This window comes from Nocardioides sp. T5 (genome assembly GCF_048161455.1).
GTDB lineage: Bacteria > Actinomycetota > Actinomycetes > Propionibacteriales > Nocardioidaceae > Nocardioides.
Genome location: NZ_CP182415.1, coordinates 192,840 through 210,844 on the forward strand (window position 1 = coordinate 192,840; position 18,005 = coordinate 210,844).

At 73.4% G+C, this 18,005-nt stretch carries 15 protein-coding genes; 8 read left to right on the forward strand and 7 right to left on the reverse strand.

From position 1 onward, the window contains the following. Positions 1 to 9: 9 nt before the first annotated feature. Positions 10 to 687, reverse strand: a complete 678-nt coding sequence (locus ACNKF0_RS00895) for an NAD-dependent deacylase (RefSeq protein WP_416955085.1) — start codon at positions 685 to 687, stop codon at positions 10 to 12. Between the two features lie 90 nt (positions 688 to 777). Between ACNKF0_RS00895 and ACNKF0_RS00900 the strand changes: the two genes are divergently transcribed. The 6 genes from ACNKF0_RS00900 (at position 778) to ACNKF0_RS00925 (ending at position 5,128) form a co-directional block, all read left to right on the forward strand. After that, on the forward strand, positions 778 to 1,581 hold the full coding sequence (locus ACNKF0_RS00900) for an N-formylglutamate amidohydrolase (RefSeq protein ID WP_416955086.1): 804 nt from the start codon (positions 778 to 780) through the stop codon (positions 1,579 to 1,581). Continuing rightward, the gene (locus ACNKF0_RS00905; RefSeq protein ID WP_416955087.1) at positions 1,578 to 2,765 is read left to right on the forward strand and encodes a flavohemoglobin expression-modulating QEGLA motif protein; all 1,188 of its coding nucleotides are present in this window, start codon (positions 1,578 to 1,580) and stop codon (positions 2,763 to 2,765) included. The genes ACNKF0_RS00900 and ACNKF0_RS00905 overlap by 4 nt, the downstream gene beginning before the upstream one ends. Further along, a complete protein-coding gene (locus ACNKF0_RS00910; protein ID WP_416955088.1) occupies positions 2,762 to 3,802 on the forward strand; it encodes a glutathione synthetase in 1,041 nt (346 codons plus the stop codon). Before ACNKF0_RS00905 ends, ACNKF0_RS00910 begins: the two co-directional genes overlap by 4 nt. Before the next feature lie 171 nt (positions 3,803 to 3,973). Beyond that, a complete protein-coding gene (locus ACNKF0_RS00915; RefSeq protein ID WP_416955089.1) occupies positions 3,974 to 4,294 on the forward strand; it encodes a hypothetical protein in 321 nt (106 codons plus the stop codon). 2 nt (positions 4,295 to 4,296) lie between these two features. Next, complete coding sequence (locus ACNKF0_RS00920) at positions 4,297 to 4,521, forward strand: hypothetical protein (protein WP_299930847.1); 225 nt, start codon at positions 4,297 to 4,299, stop codon at positions 4,519 to 4,521. A gap of 142 nt (positions 4,522 to 4,663) precedes the next feature. Continuing rightward, on the forward strand, positions 4,664 to 5,128 hold the full coding sequence (locus ACNKF0_RS00925; RefSeq protein ID WP_299930752.1) for a DUF5994 family protein: 465 nt from the start codon (positions 4,664 to 4,666) through the stop codon (positions 5,126 to 5,128). A gap of 33 nt (positions 5,129 to 5,161) precedes the next feature. On the opposite strand, the gene ACNKF0_RS00930 is transcribed toward ACNKF0_RS00925, so the two are convergent. Then, entirely contained in the window at positions 5,162 to 6,112 is a 951-nt protein-coding gene (locus tag ACNKF0_RS00930) for a 1,4-dihydroxy-2-naphthoyl-CoA synthase (RefSeq protein WP_416955090.1), read from the reverse strand. A gap of 60 nt (positions 6,113 to 6,172) precedes the next feature. On the opposite strand from ACNKF0_RS00930, the gene ACNKF0_RS00935 reads away from it, so the two are divergent. Next, positions 6,173 to 6,613: a nitroreductase family deazaflavin-dependent oxidoreductase gene (locus tag ACNKF0_RS00935; RefSeq protein ID WP_299930757.1), complete on the forward strand. Its 441-nt coding sequence runs from the start codon at positions 6,173 to 6,175 to the stop codon at positions 6,611 to 6,613. A gap of 1 nt (position 6,614) precedes the next feature. Here the strand turns inward: ACNKF0_RS00935 and ACNKF0_RS00940 are convergent, their stop codons facing one another. Continuing rightward, positions 6,615 to 6,794 (reverse strand): hypothetical protein, encoded by a 180-nt coding sequence (locus ACNKF0_RS00940; RefSeq protein ID WP_299930760.1) that lies wholly within the window; start codon positions 6,792 to 6,794, stop codon positions 6,615 to 6,617. Positions 6,795 to 6,917: 123 nt separating this feature from the next. Between ACNKF0_RS00940 and ACNKF0_RS00945 the strand changes: the two genes are divergently transcribed. Next, a complete protein-coding gene (locus ACNKF0_RS00945; protein WP_416955091.1) occupies positions 6,918 to 8,234 on the forward strand; it encodes an MFS transporter in 1,317 nt (438 codons plus the stop codon). 562 nt (positions 8,235 to 8,796) lie between these two features. Here ACNKF0_RS00945 and ACNKF0_RS00950 read toward each other — a convergent pair. Genes ACNKF0_RS00950 through recC form a run of 4 tightly spaced genes read right to left on the reverse strand, consistent with a single transcriptional unit; the run spans position 8,797 to position 17,955 of the window. Next, positions 8,797 to 9,405, reverse strand: coding sequence for an ACT domain-containing protein (locus ACNKF0_RS00950; RefSeq protein ID WP_416955092.1), 609 nt, complete (start codon positions 9,403 to 9,405; stop codon positions 8,797 to 8,799). A 36-nt stretch (positions 9,406 to 9,441) separates the two neighbouring features. Next, positions 9,442 to 11,250: an exodeoxyribonuclease V subunit alpha gene (gene recD, locus ACNKF0_RS00955; RefSeq protein ID WP_416955093.1), complete on the reverse strand. Its 1,809-nt coding sequence runs from the start codon at positions 11,248 to 11,250 to the stop codon at positions 9,442 to 9,444. Beyond that, on the reverse strand, positions 11,247 to 14,582 hold the full coding sequence (locus ACNKF0_RS00960; RefSeq protein ID WP_416958637.1) for a UvrD-helicase domain-containing protein: 3,336 nt from the start codon (positions 14,580 to 14,582) through the stop codon (positions 11,247 to 11,249). Before ACNKF0_RS00960 ends, recD begins: the two co-directional genes overlap by 4 nt. 10 nt (positions 14,583 to 14,592) lie before the next feature. Continuing rightward, entirely contained in the window at positions 14,593 to 17,955 is a 3,363-nt protein-coding gene (recC, locus tag ACNKF0_RS00965; protein ID WP_416955094.1) for an exodeoxyribonuclease V subunit gamma, read from the reverse strand. Positions 17,956 to 18,005 lie beyond the last annotated feature (50 nt).

The following is an 18,005-nucleotide window of genomic DNA, read 5'->3' on the forward strand; positions in this document are numbered from 1 at the left end:
GGAGGGCGGTCAGGCGAGCAGGTCGTCGACCCACTCCGGGACGAGGCGGGTGGCCGGCCCCCGGCGCGACTCGGCGAAGTCGGTGGCACCGGCGCTGGGCTCGAGGTTGAGCTCGAGGGTGGCGCCGCGGGCCCAGTGGACGAACGCCGCAGCGGGGTAGACGACGCCCGACGTGCCGATCGAGACGAACAGGTCGCACTCGTCGAGCGCCTGCTCGACGAGGTCCATGCCGTAGGGGATCTCGCCGAACCACACGATGTCCGGCCGCAGGCCGGAGACCCCGCACGTGGGGCAGGCGGGTCCGTCGGCCAACGGGCCGTGCCAGTCGTGGCGCTCGTCGCAGCGGGTGCACCACGCCGAGCGCAACCGCCCGTGGATGTGGTGCACGCGCCGGGAACCGGCCTGCTCGTGGAGGTCGTCGACGTTCTGGGTGACGACCAGCAGGTCGTCGCCGAGCGCGTCCTCGAGGCGTACGAGGGCGTGGTGCGCGGCATTGGGCTCGACCTGCGACAGGGCAGCGCGCCGCGCGTCGTAGAACCGCTGGACCAGGCCCGGGTCGTCGGCGTACGCCTCCGGGGTGGCGACCTGCATGGGGTCGTGGCCCTCCCAGAGGCCACCCGCGTCGCGGAACGTGGTGAGGCCGCTCTCGGCGGAGATCCCGGCACCGGTGAGCACGACGATCCGCATGCCCCAGTCCTACCCCAGGCCAGCCAGCCGGCCACCCGTAGGGGTGCGCGGCGGTGGAGGTGGTGTGCCCACTCCGGTAGACAGGCCGCCATGACGGACTTGGGAGGGACGTCGGACGCGGTTGCGTTCGTCGGCGAATGGGACGGCCCGGTAGTGGCGACCTCGGTGCACGCCGGTCACGAGCTGCGACCCGAGATCGCCGAGGCGATGGTGCTCGACCGGGCGGAACGCTTCCGCGAGGAGGACCCGTTCACCGACCGGCTCGCCGCCGTGGTCCCCGACCACGTCGTGACGTCGCGGTCCCGCTTCGAGGCCGACCTCAACCGGCCCCGCCGCGAGGCGGTCTACCGCAAGCCCGACGACTGCTGGGGGCTCGAGGTGTGGCGCGACGGCGAGCTGTCCGACGAGCTCTTCGAGGGCAGCCTGGCGACGTACGACGCCTTCTACGACGCCCTCGCGCCGCGGCTCGACGCCCTGGCCGAGCGCGGCCCGTTCGTGCTGCTCGACGTGCACTCCTACAACCACCGGCGCGACGGCGCCGACGAGCCGCCGGCCCCGGCCTCGGAGAACCCCGAGGTCAACGTCGGCACCGGCAGCGTCGAGGACGACCTCTTCGGCCCGCTCGTGGAGCGGTTCGTGGGTGACCTGCGCGACGCCTCGCTGGGCTGCGGCCCGATCGACGCGCGCGAGAACGTCGCCTTCGAGGGTCGCAACCTCGCCTGGTGGGTCCACGACCGCTACCCGCGCGTGGGCTGCGTGCTGGCGCTGGAGTTCAAGAAGACCTTCATGGACGAGTGGACCGGCGAGCTCCACGCCGACCGGTTCCGGCGCTCCCAGATCGGTCTCGCCGCGGCGCTGCCCGGCCTGCACATCGAGCTCGAGAAGCTGCGGTGACGGACGGCCACCCAACCGGGCCGGGTGCGGAGCTCAGCACGTCCGACCTGGCCGTGGACCACCGCCTGTCCCTGCTCGCCCAGAGCTTCCGCTTCCTGCTCGACGTCACGCCCGTCGACGCCGACGACCTGCGCGACGACTTCCTGGAGGGCCGCGAGCCCGACCCGCCGTTCACCTACCGCGAGCTCGAGACCGACCCCGCCGTCGTACGCGCCGAGCTCGACGACGTCGACCTCGGGGCGGTCGAGGACCCCGTCCTCGGCCAGCTGCTGCGCGCCAAGCACCGCGAGATGGAGCTGCAGCTCGACATGCTCGAGGCGCGCGACACCGAGGACTTCCTGCCGCTGAGCGTGGAGCTGTACGGCGGGGTGTCGCCGTCGCTGCGCCGGCAGGCCGAGGCGCTGCTCGCCGGCATCACCCGCACCGAGCCCAGCGACGAGGCCCTCGACGCCGAGGCCTTCCTCGAGCTGGCCGAGGCCGAGATCGCGCGCTACCGCGACGAGGACCCCGACCTCGACATGCACGCCGAGATCCGCCCCGACGTCAACGGCGTCATGGTGTCCGGCGACGTGCTGCTCATCGGGCCGGAGACCAAGGTCCAGCGGGCCCGCGCCCAGGCGCTGCTCCACCACGAGGTCGGCACCCACCTCGTCACCCAGGCCAACGGCAGCCACCAGCCGATCAAGGTGCTCGGCGTCGGGCTCGCGGGCTACGACGAGACGCAGGAGGGGCTGGCGGTCCTCGCCGAGATCGCCTGCGGCGGGCTCACCGCCTTCCGCCTCCGCCAGCTCGCCAGCCGCGTCGTGACCGTCCACCGCCTCGTCGCCGGAGCGTCGTTCGCGGAGGCCCACGAGGCGCTCGTCGCCGACGACTTCCCCAGCGGGAGCGCGTGGACCACCGTGATGCGGGTCTACCGCTCCGGCGGGATGACCAAGGACGCGATCTACCTCCGCGGGCTCGTCGAGCTGCTCGAGCACCTCGGTGGCGGTGGCACGCTCGACCAGCTCTGGCTCGGCAAGTTCTCCCTGCGCGACCTGCCCCTGATCGGGGACCTCGAGTCGCGCGGGCTGCTGCGGCCGCCTCGCGTGCTGCCCCGATACCTGCACGACCCGTCCGCGCACGACAACCTCGCCCGCGCGGCCGGCACCGAAGACCTCAGCACCCTTCTGGAGGGACACGCATGAAGATCGGATTCGTCGTCAACGACATCGAGACGGAGAAGGCGGAGTACACCACCAACCGCCTCGCCCTGGCTGCGAAGGAGATGGGGCACGAGGCCTGGTACATGGGCATCGGCGACTTCGCCTACGAGCCCGACGGCTCGCTCAGCACCAAGGCCCGCGCGGGCCACGCCAAGTCGTACCGCTCCCTCGAGCGCCACCTGGCGGACGTCCAGAAGCCCGACGTCGAGCAGCTCATCGGCATGGACGAGTTCGACGTGGTCATGCTGCGCAACGACCCGGCCGACGACGCCGAGACCGACCCGTGGCGCAACAACGCCGGCGTCGCCTTCGGCCAGCTGATCTCCTCGAGCGGCGTGCTGGTCGTCAACGACCCCACCAGCCTGGCCAACGCGCTGTCCAAGGCCTACTTCCAGCACTTCCCGGAGATCGTCCGGCCGCGCACGCTCATCTCGCGCGACGAGGACATGATCGAGGAGTTCATCACCGACCTCGGCGGCAAGGCCGTCCTCAAGCCGCTGCAGGGCTCGGGCGGAGCGGGCGTGTTCCTCGTCGACCGCAAGGAGGCGCCCAACCTCAAGCAGATCATCGAGGCCATCTCGCGCGACGGCTACGTCGTCGCCCAGGAGTACCTCCCCGAGGCGGCCAAGGGCGACGTGCGGATGTTCGTCATGAACGGGCAGCCGCTGATGGTCGACGGCGAGTACGCCGCGTTCCGACGTACGCCGTCGACGAAGGACATCCGCTCCAACATGTCCGCCGGAGGCAAGGCCGAGAAGGTCAAGGTCACCGACGACATGCTGCAGATGGTCGAGGTGGTGCGGCCCAAGCTGGTCGCCGACGGGATGTTCCTCGTCGGCCTCGACATCGTGGGCGACAAGCTGATGGAGATCAACGTCTTCAGCCCCGGCGGCCTCGGCAGTGCGCACGCCCTCTACGAGGTGAACTTCGCGCCCGCGATCATCGGCGAGCTCGAGCGCAAGGTGAACATCCGCAGGCACTACCCCGAGATCGACAACACCAGCCTGGCGACCAGCTGACTCCTCGCCCTCGGGGCCGCAGCCGCGACCACTGGGATGACATCCCTTCTCCCGGCGTCACGCGGCTTCTTCCGGGAGTACGGTGGGGAGTGACTGACCGGCGACGTCCCCCCACCGGAGGAGCGTCCCGGTCGAGAGGCAGGCGTCATGCCGACGTCGAACGGGACGACCATGAGGTTCGTCGTCGAGACGAATCTGGCGAGCCACGCCGCGTGGTGGCTCGTCGACGACGAGAACCACGTGGTCGCCTGGGCGGGGCGCACCTTCGTCAGTCTTGCCTACGCCGACCAGGCTGCCCATGACTTCCGGGTGAACAGCGATGATCCCGACTACCGGGTCCGGCCCGGGGCCGGTGGGGAGTGGCAGTGGGGCGCCTGGCGCCCCGAGGGCGTCCGAGTGGCAGTGTCCGGCGACTGGTTCCCCGACGCGGAGGCCGCGCGCGACGCGGCCCGTCGAGTGCGGCAGCTGGCCTGCACCGCGATCGGCCCGTGACCATGGCCGACATCGTGCTCCGGGTCCGGCTGGTCGGTGGGGGCAGCATGGACGTCACCTACGAAGACCCCGCGGCCGGGAGCGAGGCCGAGGTCATCGACCGCGTCGTCACCCTGCTGGCGGACGACGCGGGCGTCCTTCGTTGCCGGCACGGCGATCGGTTGCTGGTGCTGTACGCCCGGGGTGTCAGCGCGGTGGAGGTGGCGCCGCGAGGGGCGGTGCTGTGACACAAGAAGCAACCATGGGTCCCGCTGGGGACGAGGGCCGTGCCGGGCCGAACGGGAAGGTCGGCCCGGGGTACAGTGCCCGGCGAGGACCCACGCGATGGATGCCAGCTCGGCATCGATCGCTGGTCGAGAGGCGGACGCCATGACCGCGCCGCAGATCGTCTCCGCTCCCGAGAGCCGTCGCCCGCTGCGCCTGCGGCTGGGTCGCGCTCCCGGCCAGGACCAGCTGGACGGCGCGTGGTGGCCCTACAGCCGCGACCTCGAGTCCGAGATGTCGGACCTCGTGCGGCAGTTCCCGCTGACCGACGGGCACATCAGTCGAGTGGTGTACTCGCGCCCGGACTGGGACACAGCTCCTCGCACCCTCACGGTCGAGCAGCGCGTGATCACGGTCGATGCGTGTCCCCGCGACGACACCCACGTGCTGAGCGTCGACCTCGGCGACGGTGGACGGCTGACCCTGCTCGTGGTGCCTCCGGACTTCACGCCGGGTCAGGGCGAGGAGGCACTGCTGGCCGGCAGCACGGCTGGCAACCGACACACGGCGGCCGAGCTCCTCCACGAGGTCACCGACCAGCACGACGCCGACCCCGCGGACCGCTGGTAGCGGGTCGAGGGTTGCAGGCCACCGGCCGGCAGGTCAGTAGTACCAGGGGTACGGCGACCAGTCGGGCTCGCGCTTCTCGAGGAACTGGTCGCGTCCCTCCTGCGCCTCGTCGGTCATGTAGGCCAGGCGGGTCGTCTCGCCGGCGAACAGCTGCTGGCCGACGAGGCCGTCGTCGAGGAGGTTGAAGGAGTACTTCAGCATCCGCTGCGCGGTCGGGGACTTGCCGTTGATCTTCCGCCCCCAGTCGAGGGCGACCTTCTCGAGGTCGGCGTGCTCGACGACGCGGTTGACCGCCCCCATGCGGTGCATCTCCTCGGCGTCGTACTCGTCGGCGAGGAAGAAGATCTCGCGGGCGAACTTCTGGCCGACCTGACGGGCGAGGTAGGCCGAGCCGTAGCCGCCGTCGAACGAGCCGACGTCGGCATCGGTCTGCTTGAACCGGGCGTGCTCGCGGCTGGCGAGGGTGAGGTCGGCGACGACGTGGAGGCTGTGGCCGCCGCCGGCCGCCCAGCCGGGGACGACGCAGACGACGACCTTGGGCATGAAGCGGATCAGTCGCTGGCACTCGAGGATGTGGAGCCGGGCGAGCCTGGCCTTGTCGATCGCCGGACTCGAAGGGCTCAGGGGCTCGGCGCCGGCATCGGTGTGCCCGTCGGTCTCGTACTGGTAGCCGGCCCTGCCGCGGATGCGCTGGTCACCGCCGGTGCAGAAGGCCCACTTGCCGTTCTTCGCGCTCGGCCCGTTGCCGGTGAGGATGACGCAGCCGACGTCGGCCGACGTACGCGCGTGCTCGAGGGTGCGCAGGAGCTCGTCGACCGTGTGCGGGCGGAACGCGTTGAGCACGTCGGGCCGGTCGAAGGCGATCCGCACGGTGCCGTGCTCGCGGGCGCGGTGGTAGGTCAGGTCGGTGAGGTCGTCGAAGCCGGGCACCACGTCCCAGGCCTCGGGGTCGAAGATCTCGCTGACGCCCTCGATCGCACTCATGGCGGGAGGCTATCCGTGCGGGTGAGGAAGATCGCTACCCAGCATGGTGTTGTGGGAGGCATGTCACTGACTGGAACGTACGTCCCGAGCAAGGCGGAGTGGGTCCGCAACCAGGTGGCCGAGTACGAGGCCAGCGACGGGGAGCGGGCCAACACGCTGCCCGACACGAGCTACCCGATCGTCGTCATCACCTCGGTGGGCGCGAAGTCGGGCAACCTCCGCAAGAACCCGGTGATGCGCGTCGAGCGCGACGGTGCCTACCTCGCCGTGGCCTCGAAGGGCGGCGCCCCGGAGAACCCGGAGTGGTACTACAACTTCGTCGCCCACCCCGAGGTCGAGCTGCAGGACGGGGCCGAGAAGCACGTCTACACCGCCCGGATCCTCGAGGGCGAGGAGCGCGCCGACTGGTGGGAGCACGCCGTCGCGACGTGGTCGACGTACGCCTCCTACCAGGAGAAGACCGACCGGGAGATCCCGCTCTTCCTGCTCGAACGCGCCTGACTCAGGTCGCGGGCTGATCGGGCGCCGGGTCGGACTCGTCCACGAGCGCCTCCTCGTCGAGGTCCTCGTCGTGCACGACCGCCTCGGCGTCCGGGTCGAGGTGGGCCGGCGCCTCGGGCTCGAACGGCTCGCCCGCCTGCTCGAGCTCGTCGGGAGCGTCGGTCCCTGCTTGGTCCGTCATCACGACCTCCTGTCGTCGGGTTGGATCGAACGTACTCGCACACCAGCGCGCGTGAGAGCGCGGACGGCAGAGTCCCGCCACGGCACCCTTCCCGCAGCGACCTCGCGGCCCCACAATGACGCGGTGACGACCACGCTGCCGACCCGGTCGCCGTTCGACGAGCCCGTCGACAACCCGCCGGCCCGCTGGGTCGGGGCGCTGGTCCTGCTCAACCTCGGGGTGATGGCCGGGTGGTTCGGCCCGATCCAGGTGCTGCTCGCGCAGCAGGCCGACAGGATCGCCGCTGCCGAGCCCGGGGGCATGAGCAAGGAGGCCCTGCTCGCGGTCGTCCTGTTCAGCGGCGCCGCGGTGTCACTGTTCGCCAACCCGTTGTGGGGCGCCTTCAGCGACCGCACGCGCTCGCGCCTGGGGCGCCGGGTGCCGTGGGTGCTCGGCGGCGTGGTGCTCGGCGCCGCTTCGCTGCTGCTGCTGTCCGTCGCCGAGACCGCCGCGCTGATGGTCGTCGCCTGGAGCCTGGTCCAGCTCGCGCTCAACGCCGCGTGGGCCGGCGGCGTCGCGGCCGTGCCCGACCAGGTGCCCGTCGAGCGTCGCGGCCTCATCGGCGGGCTCGTCGCCATCGCCGGGACCGTCGGCGTGCTGATGGGTATCAAGATCGCGGAGGTGACCGGATCGATCGCGCAGGGCTACCTGGCGATCGCGGTCGTGATGCTGCTGCTCTCGGTGCCCTACCTGCTCGGCTCGCGCGACCTCGCGCTGCCGCCCGACCACCCGCTCGAGCCCATGGACTGGCGGCGGCTGCTCCGCTCCTTCTGGGTCTCGCCGCGCGAGCACCCCGACTTCGCGTGGGCGTGGCTCACACGGCTGCTGGTCAACCTGGGCAACTGGATCGCGCTCAACTACCTCTACTACTTCCTCACCGACGGGCTCGGGTTCGGCGACGACGACGCCACCGCCCGGCTCGGCACTCTCGTGCTGATCTACGGCGTGTGCACCGTCGCCACCACCGTCGTGGTCGGGCACTGGAGCGACCGAATCGGCCGGCGCAAGGTCTTCGTGATCTGGTCCGGCGTGCTCATCGGGGCCAGCTCGCTCGTCCTCGGCCTGTGGCAGGACTGGCCCGGCGCGCTGCTCGCCGCCGTGGTGCTCGGCGCGGGGTTCGGCGTCTACCAGGCCGTCGACTTCGCGCTCATCACGCAGGTCCTCCCCGGTGCCGTCGACCGGGCCAAGGACCTCGGCGTCATCAACATCGCCTCCGCCCTGCCCCAGGTGCTCGCCCCGGCGATCGCCGGCCTCATCCTCGTCGTCGTACGCGAGCTCGGTGGCTCCGTCGCCACCCACGGCGAGGGCTGGTCCCTCGGCTACGGCGTCGTCTATCTCGTCGGCTTCGTGCTCTGCGTCCTCGGCTCCGTCTTCGTCACCCGGATCCGCTCGGTGCCCTGACCCCCGCTCGGCGGTGCGCCACGCAGGTTTCCGGGCTGCGGAACGTGTCTCACCCACCGCCCGAGCAGGCGCGTACGGCTAGCGGTGCGCCACGCAGGTTTCTGGGCTGCGGAACGTGTCTCACGCACCGCGGGGGTCGGGTCGTACGGCGAGCGGTGCGCCACGCAGGTTTCCGGGCGGCGGAACGTGTCTCACGCGCCGCCCGAGTGGACGCGTACGGCTGGCGGTGCGCCACGCAGGTTCTCGGGCTGCGGAACGTGTCTCACCCACCGCTCGAGCGGTGGCCCACCCCAGTCGAACGGCAGGGAACGTCGGTGGACCACCGCGGGGGTCGGGTCGTACGGCGAGCGGTGCGCCACGCAGGTTTCCGGGCTGCGGAACGTGTCTCACGCACCGCTCGGGCGGTGGCCCACCCACGTTCGAACGGCAGGGAACGTCGGTGGACCACCGCCCGTCGGTGTGTCGTACGTCGACGCGCCGGGCGGCGGTGGCCCACCCACACTCGGCCCGCGCGGAATGTCGGTGGACCACCGCTCGAGCCCGGGGAAGGGGAGGGCGGGGGTCAGTGGCTGATGGTCATCGCGAGCCCGACGAGGTGCTCGAGGCGGGCGAGCTCGGAGTCGAGGAACTCCGGACCGCCGCGGCGACCCAGCAGGACGAGGTCGTCACCGAAGGGGGCGGCGCACTCGACGTAGACCTCGTCGCCGGGAAGGCGGGTGGGTGCGGGGATGTGTCCGATGTCGTACGCCGACGGCGCGGCGTCGGTCGCGTGGACGACGGTGGCGGCGACCCCGTCGGCGCCGGGCGTGACGCGGGCGGCCCAGTCGACGCGGAAGGCGATCGGCAGCAGGTCCACGAGGCGGTCGCGGGCGGAGGCGGGGTCCTCGGTGAGCGCCTCGACGACCTCGAGGTCGAGGAACAGGTTGCCCCCGGCGGCGTAGCGGCTGATCCACAGCACGCTGACCCCGTCGAGCACGCTGCACGCGGAGATGATCGAGTCGGGCATGGTGCCGTGGGTGATCTCGAGGAGCACGTCGTCGACGGCGAACCCGTCGCGCTTCTCCACGATCTCGATCGCCTCGATGTCGCCGCCGGCCTCACCGATCGCGCTCGCGACGCGACCCAGCGACCCGGGCACGTCCGGGAGCTCGACTCGCATCAGGTATGGCATGCAAAGAGGCTATCGGTGATCTGTGTCGCCGGCGTTTCAGGCGCGCGACGGCGGGACGGCGGGGGACGCGGGTCGGTCGGCGGCCGCAAGGCGGAGGCCGAGCCCGCTCGCGCGCTGGGCGCGGCGGCCGATGGCCGCGCGGATCGCCGCCTCGGACCCGACGACACGCACCCGCGACCGGGCCCGGGTGACGGCGGTGTAGAAGAGCTCGCGCGACAGCAGCCGGGAGTCCTCGTCGGGGAGCAGGACCGTGACCACGTCGGCCTGCGAGCCCTGCGACTTGTGGATCGTCATTGCGTGCATGGTCTCGACGTCGCCCAGCCGGGACGGGGCGAGGTCGCGCGGACCGTCGCTGGCGGCGATGACGGCGCGCGGACCGGCCGGCGTCAGCACGACCACCCCGCTGTCGCCGTTGTAGACGCCGAGCTGGTGGTCGTTGGCGGTGACCAGCAGCGGACGGCCGACGTAGGCCCGCTCGAAGAGCGGGTCACCGGTCTCGGCGGTGAGCCAGTGCTCGATGCGACGGTTCCAGTGGCGTACGCCGAAGGGGCCGTCGCGGTGCGCGCACAGCAGGCGGTGCCGGTCGAGCGCGGCGAGCGCCCCGGTGACGTCGCCGCGCTCGGCGGCGTCGCGGACGGCGAGCGCCGCCTCGAGCGCGGTCGTGCGGATGCGCGAGGCCGGGTCGACGTCGTCGACCCACTCGACCGCCTCGTGGCGGGCGGCGAGGACGGCGAGGGCGCCGTCGGCGTCGCCGGTGCGCAGCGCCTCGGCGAGCTCACCGATCTCCGGTCCGAAGCGGTGGGTGGACTCGAGCGCCGCGACCGGTGAGTCGGCGCGCCCGTCGAAGCCGCGGACCACGTCGCTGAGCACCGCGCCGGCCTCGACCGACGACAGCTGGTGCGGGTCGCCGACGAGCACCAGCCGGGCGTCGGGGCGTACGGCCTCGAGCAGGCGCGCCATCTGGGTGAGCGACACCATCGACGACTCGTCGACGACGACCACGTCGTGGGGCAGGCGGTTGCCGCGGTGGTGGCGGAACCGGGTGGAGTTCCCCGGGTCGGGGCGGAGCAGCCGGTGGAGCGTGGAGGCGGTGACGCCGGCGAGCCGGACGCGGTCGGCCTCCTCGAAGGCCTCGGCCTCCTGGTGCACCGCCTGCTGCAGGCGGGCGGCGGCCTTGCCGGTCGGCGCGGCGAGCGCGATGCGCAGGCCGCCCGGGTGCTGGTCGAGGAGCCCGACCAGCAGGGACGCGACAGCCGTGGTCTTGCCGGTGCCCGGACCACCGGTGAGAACGGTCGTCCACTGGCCCGCCGCGGCGAGGCAGGCCGCGACCTGCTCGTCGTAGGACGGACGCTCCCGGCCGGCGGCGACGGCCGCCGCCTGCATGGCCGCGACCACGCGGCCGAGGGAGGCCCGCATGAGGTCGGGGTCGTGGTCGGGGGAGGTGGCGGCGCGCGCGAGCAGGTCGTCGACGACCTGGGTCTCCTGCTCGTGGTAGCGGTCGAGGTAGAGCAGGTCGTGGTCCCAGCGGACCAGCCCGGCCGCCACCAGGGGGCTCGCAGCGACGGCCTGCGCCCACTCGTCCGGCGAGGGCCAGGGGAGGTCGGGCGGGTCGGCCACCATCGCGAGGTCGACGCACACCGACCCGCCGCGCACGGCGCGTACGGCGAGCGCCACCGCCAGCAGCACCCGTTCGTCGCCCTCACGCCCGAGCCGGCCAAGGGCCGCGGCGACGTGGACGTCGGCGCTGGTCAGCACGCCGGCGGTGTTGAAGGCGCCGAGCAGCCCGGTCGCGCCGAGCGCGAGCCGGGCGTCGGTGGCGTCGACGGGCTCGAAGAGGTCACTCATCGTGTGACTCCGTCCAGCAGGTCGGACAGCGCCGTCACGAGCGGGACGGGTGGCTGCCACGAGAACACGCCGCAGGGCTTGCCGTCGACGAGCGGCGTGGCCGGACCGCACATGCCGCGGAGGTAGAGGTAGAGCACACCGCCGAGGTGCAGGTGCGGGTCGTAGTCGGGCAGCCGCCAGCGCAGGTAGCGGTGGAGCACGACGGTGTAGAGGAGCGCCTGGAGCGGGTAGTCGGAGTGCCCCATCGCCTCGTCGAGGACGTCGGGGCGGTAGTCCCAGGCCGTCGCGGGCGCTGCGCGGTCGCCGAGCCAGTTGGTCTTGTAGTCGATGGTGAGGTAGCGGGTGCGGCCGCCGACCGGCACCCGCACCACGACGTCGATCGAGCCGGTGAGGTAGCCCAGGAGGCGCTGGCCGGCCAGGTCCGGGTCGCCCTCGAGGGTCCCGGCGAAGGCCAGCAGCGGGTCACCGTCGGGCAGGTGCCGGCGCAGCAGCGGGGCGAGGTCGCCGAGCACGACCGAGGCCGCGTCGCGCGCCGACGTCAGGTCGCCGCCGGCCAGCGGCACCTCGAAGTCGAGCTCGCGCAACCGGTCGGGGAGGCGGATGTCGCGCAGCGTGAGCCCGCCGGCCAGCGGACCCAGCGGGGAGTCGCAGACCGCGACGAGCGCGTCGGCCAGCTCGTCGGCGTCGACCTCGACCGCCCACCACGCGCGGTGCTCCTCGACCTGGGCCAGGAGCTCGGCCCGCAGGTCGGTCGCGGCGGGGTCGGCGTGCTCGAGGACCTCGTGGACGAGGGAGCCGAACTCGGCGCCCACCGGCAGGTCGGCCATGGGGGAGGGCACCGCCGTCAGCTCGAGGTCGGGCTCGGGTGCGGTCGTGTCGTCGAGCTGCTCGAGGTCGGCGTCGTCGAGGTCGGGTGCGTCGTCCGGCTCGGACAGCACCCGGTCGGGCGCGCCGGCATGGGGTGCGCCGGCGGCGGAGAGGGCGGAGTAGGAGGTGCGGCGCCAGTCGGTGTCGACGTCGCGGTCGAAGGTGCGCACCGCCAGGGGCGGCAGGTCGCGCTGGATGGGTGTCGTGTCGACCGGGACGAGGGCGGCGACCTCGGGCTGTGGGCCGCCGGCCGTCCTCCAGCGTCCGAGGATCTCGACGAGCTCGTCGTCGCCGACGACCGGCTGCTCGTCGTGCACGCGGGCGTGCCCCGGCGCGCGCCCGAACAGCATGCGGTGCAGGGGTGCGGACGCGGTGTTGTTGGCGGTGGGGCAGTACCACGCGACGACCTGGGACTGGGCCCGGGTGAGCGCGACGTAGAGGAGCCGGAGCGACTCCCCGGCGTCCTCGTGCCGGCTCGCGGCGACGGCGGTGTCGCGCCAGCGGCTGGGTCCGCCGACGTCGCGGCAGCGCTCGCCGTCGGCGTCGTGGAAGAGCGGCACGTCCTCGTCGCGCACCCACCGGTCCCACAGGGTCGGGAGGTAGACGACGGGGTATTCCATGCCCTTGCTGCCGTGGATCGTCACGAGCTGGACGGCGGCCGCGTCGGAGTCGAGCCGGCGGGTGCGCTCGGAGGCGACCTCGATCTTGTCGTCGGCCACCTGCGTGCGCAGCCAGCCCAGCAGCCCGACCACGCCGAAGCGCTCGCTGACGGTCACCTTGTGCAGCGCCTCGCCGACGTGGCGCAGGTCGGTCAGCGTGCGCTCGCCCCCCACGCGTCCGAGCACGCGGGCGGTGAGGCCCTCGAGCACCGCGCTCTCCAGCACCGCCGCGACGCCGCGGGTGGCGAACACGTCGGCGAGGCGGCGTACGCGCTCGCTGAGCTCGTCGGTCGGGTCGGGCTCGGCCTGGAGGTCGTCGGCGCTGCGCCCGAAGAAGTCGGTCAGCGCGGCCGCGCGCACGCGGTCGGCGCGATGGGGCTGCTCGAGCGCCTCGAGCAGCGTCAGCCACTGCGTCGCCGCCGCGGTCTTGAAGACGGACCCGCCGGCGTTGAGCACGGCGGGCACGCCGACCGCGGCGAGGGCGTCCTGCGCGGCGAGCAGGTCGGCCCGGCGGGCCGCGAGGACCGCGACGTCCTTGGGCTCGATCGGTCGGGCGTCGTCGCCGGCGCCGACCGTGGCGCCGCTGGTCAGCAGGCGCTTGACGTCGGCGGCGAGGTCGGTGAGGACGTGCTCGCGCCAGTCGCCGATGCGCGGGCGGCGACGTCCGAGCTCCTCGTGGCGCACCACCCGAAGCCGGAACGGCGGGCCGGCGCCCTCGAGCCGTGGGGCGCCGTGGTGGGCGCTCACCGGGTGGACCGAGATGCGCTCGTCACCGAGGGCGGCACCCTCGACGAGGACGTGGAGGGCATCGAGCAGCGGCTGGTCGGCACGCCAGTTGACGCCGAGCGTCTGCCGGGTCGTGGCCTGCTCGGCGGCGTCGAGGTAGGTGACGATGTCGCCACCGCGGAAGGCGTAGATGGCCTGCTTGGGGTCGCCGATGAGCACGAGCGTGGCGACGCCGTGGAAGGCGCGCTCGAAGACCTGCCACTGCACGGGGTCGGTGTCCTGGAACTCGTCGATCAGCGCGACCTTCCACCGCTGGCGCATGCGGGTGCGGGCCGGCGCGTCGTCGTCGGCGAGCGCGTCGGCGAGCTGGCCGAGGAGGTCGTCGTAGGACAGGACGCCCAGGCGGCGCTTGCGCCGGTCGATCTCCTCGAGCACGTCGCACGCGAAGCGCACCCGGCCCGCGGCCACGCCCTCGGGGTCCTCGGCGAGCGCCTCCTGGGGAGCCACCCGCGCGCGGGGGTCCCCGACGACGGCACGGGCGATGCCGAGCGCCTCCTCGCGGCTCCATGCCGCCTGCTGCTCGCGGGCGAAGAGGTGGAGGTAGCGGTCGTCGGTGACCTCGGTGGTGAGCTGCTCGAGGTCCTCGACCAGGACGGCGCCGGTGTCGGTGTCGCCGGCCACGCCCAGGCTGCGCAGCACCAGCTGGCAGAACTGGTGGATGGTCGCGATGGTCGCGGCGTCGAACGACGTCAGCGCGTCGGTCAGCCGACCGAGCCGGACGGCCCGCTCGGCCCCGTCGGCGTCGAGCAGCCAGTCGTGCAGCCGGTTGGCGGGGTCGGCGGTGGCGGGGTCGGCCAGCACGGCCGCCGCGTCGTCGAGCTGGCGGCGTACGCGGTCGCGCAGCTCCTGGCTGGCGGCGCGGGTGAAGGTGACGACGAGCATCTCCTCGAGGGTGGCGACGCCCTCGACGAGGTAGCGGGTCACCAGCGCGGCGATCGTCCACGTCTTGCCGGTGCCGGCGCTGGCCTCGAGCAGCGTCGTGCCGGTCGGCAGCGGACCGCAGATGTCGAAGGTCTGCATCTCGTCCACGTCAGATCCCCCGGACCAGCTCGTGGGCGAGCAGCGGCGACCAGACGCGGAGCGCGTAGTGGGCCAGGCGGTGGGGCGCCGGTCCCTCCTCGTCGGCCAGCAGCGGCGCGGCGAGCAGGTCGTAGGGAGCCTGCTCGCCCCAGGCGCGCACGTGCCACTGGTCGCCGTCCTCCTTGGGGAAGCCGGTCTCGTTGAACCGCGGCGTCACCCACTCCGCACGTGCCTTGGCGTCGGGGTCGGCCGGGCTCCCCCCGCCGGACCGCTCGATGATCGCGAACTCCTCGGCGAAGGCCAGGCTGGTCCGCACCGGCAACGGCAGCGGCTCGCGCTGGCCGCGCTCCATCACGGCGACGAGGTCGCGCAGGTGTGCGCGCGCCTCGTGGTCGGGCAGCGGCGACACGAGCGCCCGCCGGCCCGACCTGCCCCAGCGACCGATCGTGTGGGCGGTCCAGTTCTCGTCGGGGTGGCCGGCGGCGAGGGCGAGGGCGTCGAGCCACGCGGACAGCCGGTGCTTGGCGCCGAGGCTGGAGTAGCTCACGGAGACCAGGTTGTTGCCGAAGACGCTGCCGACGGTGCCGGTCAGCCGGCGGTCGCCGAGGTCGACGTCGACGTCGATCGTGCGCGCGGGCCCGGTGCGCAGCGGTACGGCCGCCTCGACGAGCGGGCGCACCCGCTGGACGATCTCGGTGAGCATGGCCGACCCGAGGTCCTCGGGCGGCAGGAGGCCGCGCAGCTGCTCGGCCAGCATCGCGGCCTGGGGGTCGCCCCCGCTGAGCACGTCGCGCACCAACCGGTCGCCGACGTCCCACTTCTCCAGGCCGTCGAGCGTGATCGGGATGGCGTCCTTGGTCTCGTCGACGTCGTAGGGGGTGGTGATCCGCAGCTGCTGGCGCAGGAAGCTGCGCACGGGATGGGCGAGGAAGTCGTGGAGGTCGGCGAGCGCCACCTCCCGCACCGGCTCGGGCGGCGGCAGCGGACCGGGCACGAGTGCCCGCGGGGCCGGCATCGGCGCCCGCGCCGCCAGGGCGCCGGCGAGCGCCGTGCGGTCGAAGGAGAAGGGCCGGTCCGCGGACCCCACCAGCGCCCCGGCGGTCAGGTTGGCCTCGTCGAAGGGCTGGAGCGGGTGGTGCACGAGCACGTCGTCGCGCACGGGCGTGCTGCTGGTGCGGTCGAGCGCGTCGAGGAGCTCCCCGAGCGGCACGGCCGGCGGCTTGTCGTCGTTGGTGTGCTCACCCCGGCCGGCGTAGGTCACCACGAGCGTCTCGGTGGCGGCGCCGATCGCGTCGAGCAGCAGCTGGCGGTCCTCCGAGCGGATGTCGCGCTCGCCGGTCATCGGTCGCCGGGCCAGGACGTCGTCGCCGTCGACGGCCTCGATCCTCGGGAAGACCCCGTCGTCGAGCCCGACCAGGCACACGACGCGGTGCGGGACCGAGCGCATCGGCACCATCGTGCAGACGGTGAGGGTGCCGGTGCGGAAGTTGCTGCGCGTGGGGCGTCCTCGGAGGCGGTGGCGGAGCAGGGCGCGTACGTCGGCGTGGCGCAGGCGGGTCTCGTGGTCGCCGACGCCGGCCGAGATGCGGGCCAGCTCGCGGTCGAACTGCGCGACGCGCCACGCGTCGTCGGACCCGCTCAGGGTCAGCCCGTGGACCGCCCGGCCGAGGGCGACGGTCCAGTCGGCGACCGACGTCGCCGACGCGGCTGCGCTCACGAAGGCGTGCAGGCGGTCGACCATCTCGACGAAGCTGCCGACGAGCTCGAGGTGGCCGTCGCCGACGTCGTCGAGCGGCAGCGTGCCGCTGACGAACCGGTGCCCCTCCCCGGACATCGCCGCACCGAGGAGCACCCGCTGCAGCCCGGCGAGCCAGGTGTTGGCGTCGAGGTCGAGGCCGAAGGCGGAGCGGTGGTCGCGGTCGTAGCCCCAGCGGATGGCCGCCTGGTCGACCCACCGCGCCATCCGCTCGAGGTGGTCGTCGGTGAAGCCGAACCGGGCCCGCACCGGCTCGGTCGCAGCGAGGTCGAGGACGGAGGTGGCCGTCATCCGGCCGGCTGCCAGCTCGACGAGGTCGGCGGCGACGCCGAGGAGCGGGTTGGTCGCGCCGGGCGAGCGGTCGGCGAGGCGGACGCGGAGCCGGTGGGCCGGGTGGCCGACGTCCTCGCGCGCGACGTCGGCCAGCCCGAACCCGGCCGAGATGAGCGGGGCGTAGGTCTCGATGTCGGGGCACATCACGAGGATGTCGCGCGGCTCGAGCGTCGGGTCGTCCTCGAGCAGCCCGACCAGCACCTCGCGCAGGACGTCGACCTGTCGGGCGGTGCCGTGGCACGCATGCACCTGCACCGAGAGGTCGGTGGGCCGGCGGACCCGGGCCGCGAGGGCGTCACCGTCGGGCGCCTGGTTGGCCCGCAGGTCCGACTGCAGCCAGCCGAGCAGGGTCGCCGAGCCGGCATGGCCCGCCGCGTGCTGCTCGGCCTCGACGGGGCCGAGGGTGCGGCGCAGCTCGCGGGAGTCGCGCCCCAGGGAGGCCAGGAGCGGGTGGCCGACCAGGTCGGCGGACCGGTCGTCGGCACGCGCCACCGGCCCGGCAGCGGCCGTCGGCGCCAGCGACTCCCACAGGGCGGGGGAGGGCTGCGGGAGCCACAGGTGGACGTCGCGGCGCTCGCCCAGGGCGCGCAGGAGCTCGACCTCGGTCACCGGCAGCCGGGTGTGGCCGAACAGGGAGAGGCGACCGGGCAGGTCGAGCCCGTCGGCGCCGTCGCGCAGCTGCTCGAGCGTCGTGGCGTGCCGGACGTCAGGTGCAAGTGCCTCGACCCGGGCGGCGAGCCTGCGCCACAGCTCGGCCTGCCACCGCAGGTCGGGGTCGAGGGGGCCGCCGGCGCCGTCGGTGTCGTCGCCTGCCCGCCAGTCGCGGACGAGCTGCGGGCGCTGGACGGCGTAGGAGGAGAACAGCCCGGCGAGGCGCCGGGCGACGGCGTAGCGACGGACGCTGCGCTGGTCGCCGGGGTGCCGGTCGGTCAGGTGCTTGGTCAGGTCGTCGAACCCCGGCGCCCCCATCACCGAGTCGATGATCTCGAGGAGCGGCCACGCCAGCCGGTCGGGGCTCCACGGGTCGTCGGCGTCGCGGTCGAGCAGCATCGACACCAGCGAGTGGGGGGTCACGAAGTCGACGCCGGCGCACACGCCGTCGCGCCCGCGGGCGCCCACGCCGAGGCGGTGCGAGAGCCGCTGGGTGAGCCAGCGCTCGACGCCGCGCGCGGGCACGACGACGACCTCACGCGCGAAGGGGTCGGGGAGCGGGGTGACCAGCAGGTCCGCCAGGCCGTCGGCGAGCGCGTCGGTGCGCTCGGAGGTGTGCAGGTGCAGGGTCACGGCGCCACCCTATGAGCGGCGACCGACACCCGTGCGGGCGACGCGGTCAG

Coding starts and splice junctions, on each gene's coding strand:
- ACNKF0_RS00910 (WP_416955088.1), top strand. CDS start 2,762: ATGAAGATCGGATTCGTCGTCAACGACATCGAGACGGAGAAGGCGGAG.
- ACNKF0_RS00935 (WP_299930757.1), top strand. CDS start 6,173: ATGTCACTGACTGGAACGTACGTCCCGAGCAAGGCGGAGTGGGTCCGC.
- ACNKF0_RS00925 (WP_299930752.1), top strand. CDS start 4,664: ATGACCGCGCCGCAGATCGTCTCCGCTCCCGAGAGCCGTCGCCCGCTG.
- ACNKF0_RS00915 (WP_416955089.1), top strand. CDS start 3,974: ATGAGGTTCGTCGTCGAGACGAATCTGGCGAGCCACGCCGCGTGGTGG.
- ACNKF0_RS00900 (WP_416955086.1), top strand. CDS start 778: ATGACGGACTTGGGAGGGACGTCGGACGCGGTTGCGTTCGTCGGCGAA.
- ACNKF0_RS00960 (WP_416958637.1), bottom strand. CDS start 14,582: ATGCAGACCTTCGACATCTGCGGTCCGCTGCCGACCGGCACGACGCTG.
- recD (WP_416955093.1), bottom strand. CDS start 11,250: ATGAGTGACCTCTTCGAGCCCGTCGACGCCACCGACGCCCGGCTCGCG.
- ACNKF0_RS00950 (WP_416955092.1), bottom strand. CDS start 9,405: ATGCCATACCTGATGCGAGTCGAGCTCCCGGACGTGCCCGGGTCGCTG.
- ACNKF0_RS00930 (WP_416955090.1), bottom strand. CDS start 6,112: ATGAGTGCGATCGAGGGCGTCAGCGAGATCTTCGACCCCGAGGCCTGG.
- ACNKF0_RS00920 (WP_299930847.1), top strand. CDS start 4,297: ATGGCCGACATCGTGCTCCGGGTCCGGCTGGTCGGTGGGGGCAGCATG.
- ACNKF0_RS00895 (WP_416955085.1), bottom strand. CDS start 687: ATGCGGATCGTCGTGCTCACCGGTGCCGGGATCTCCGCCGAGAGCGGC.
- ACNKF0_RS00940 (WP_299930760.1), bottom strand. CDS start 6,794: ATGACGGACCAAGCAGGGACCGACGCTCCCGACGAGCTCGAGCAGGCG.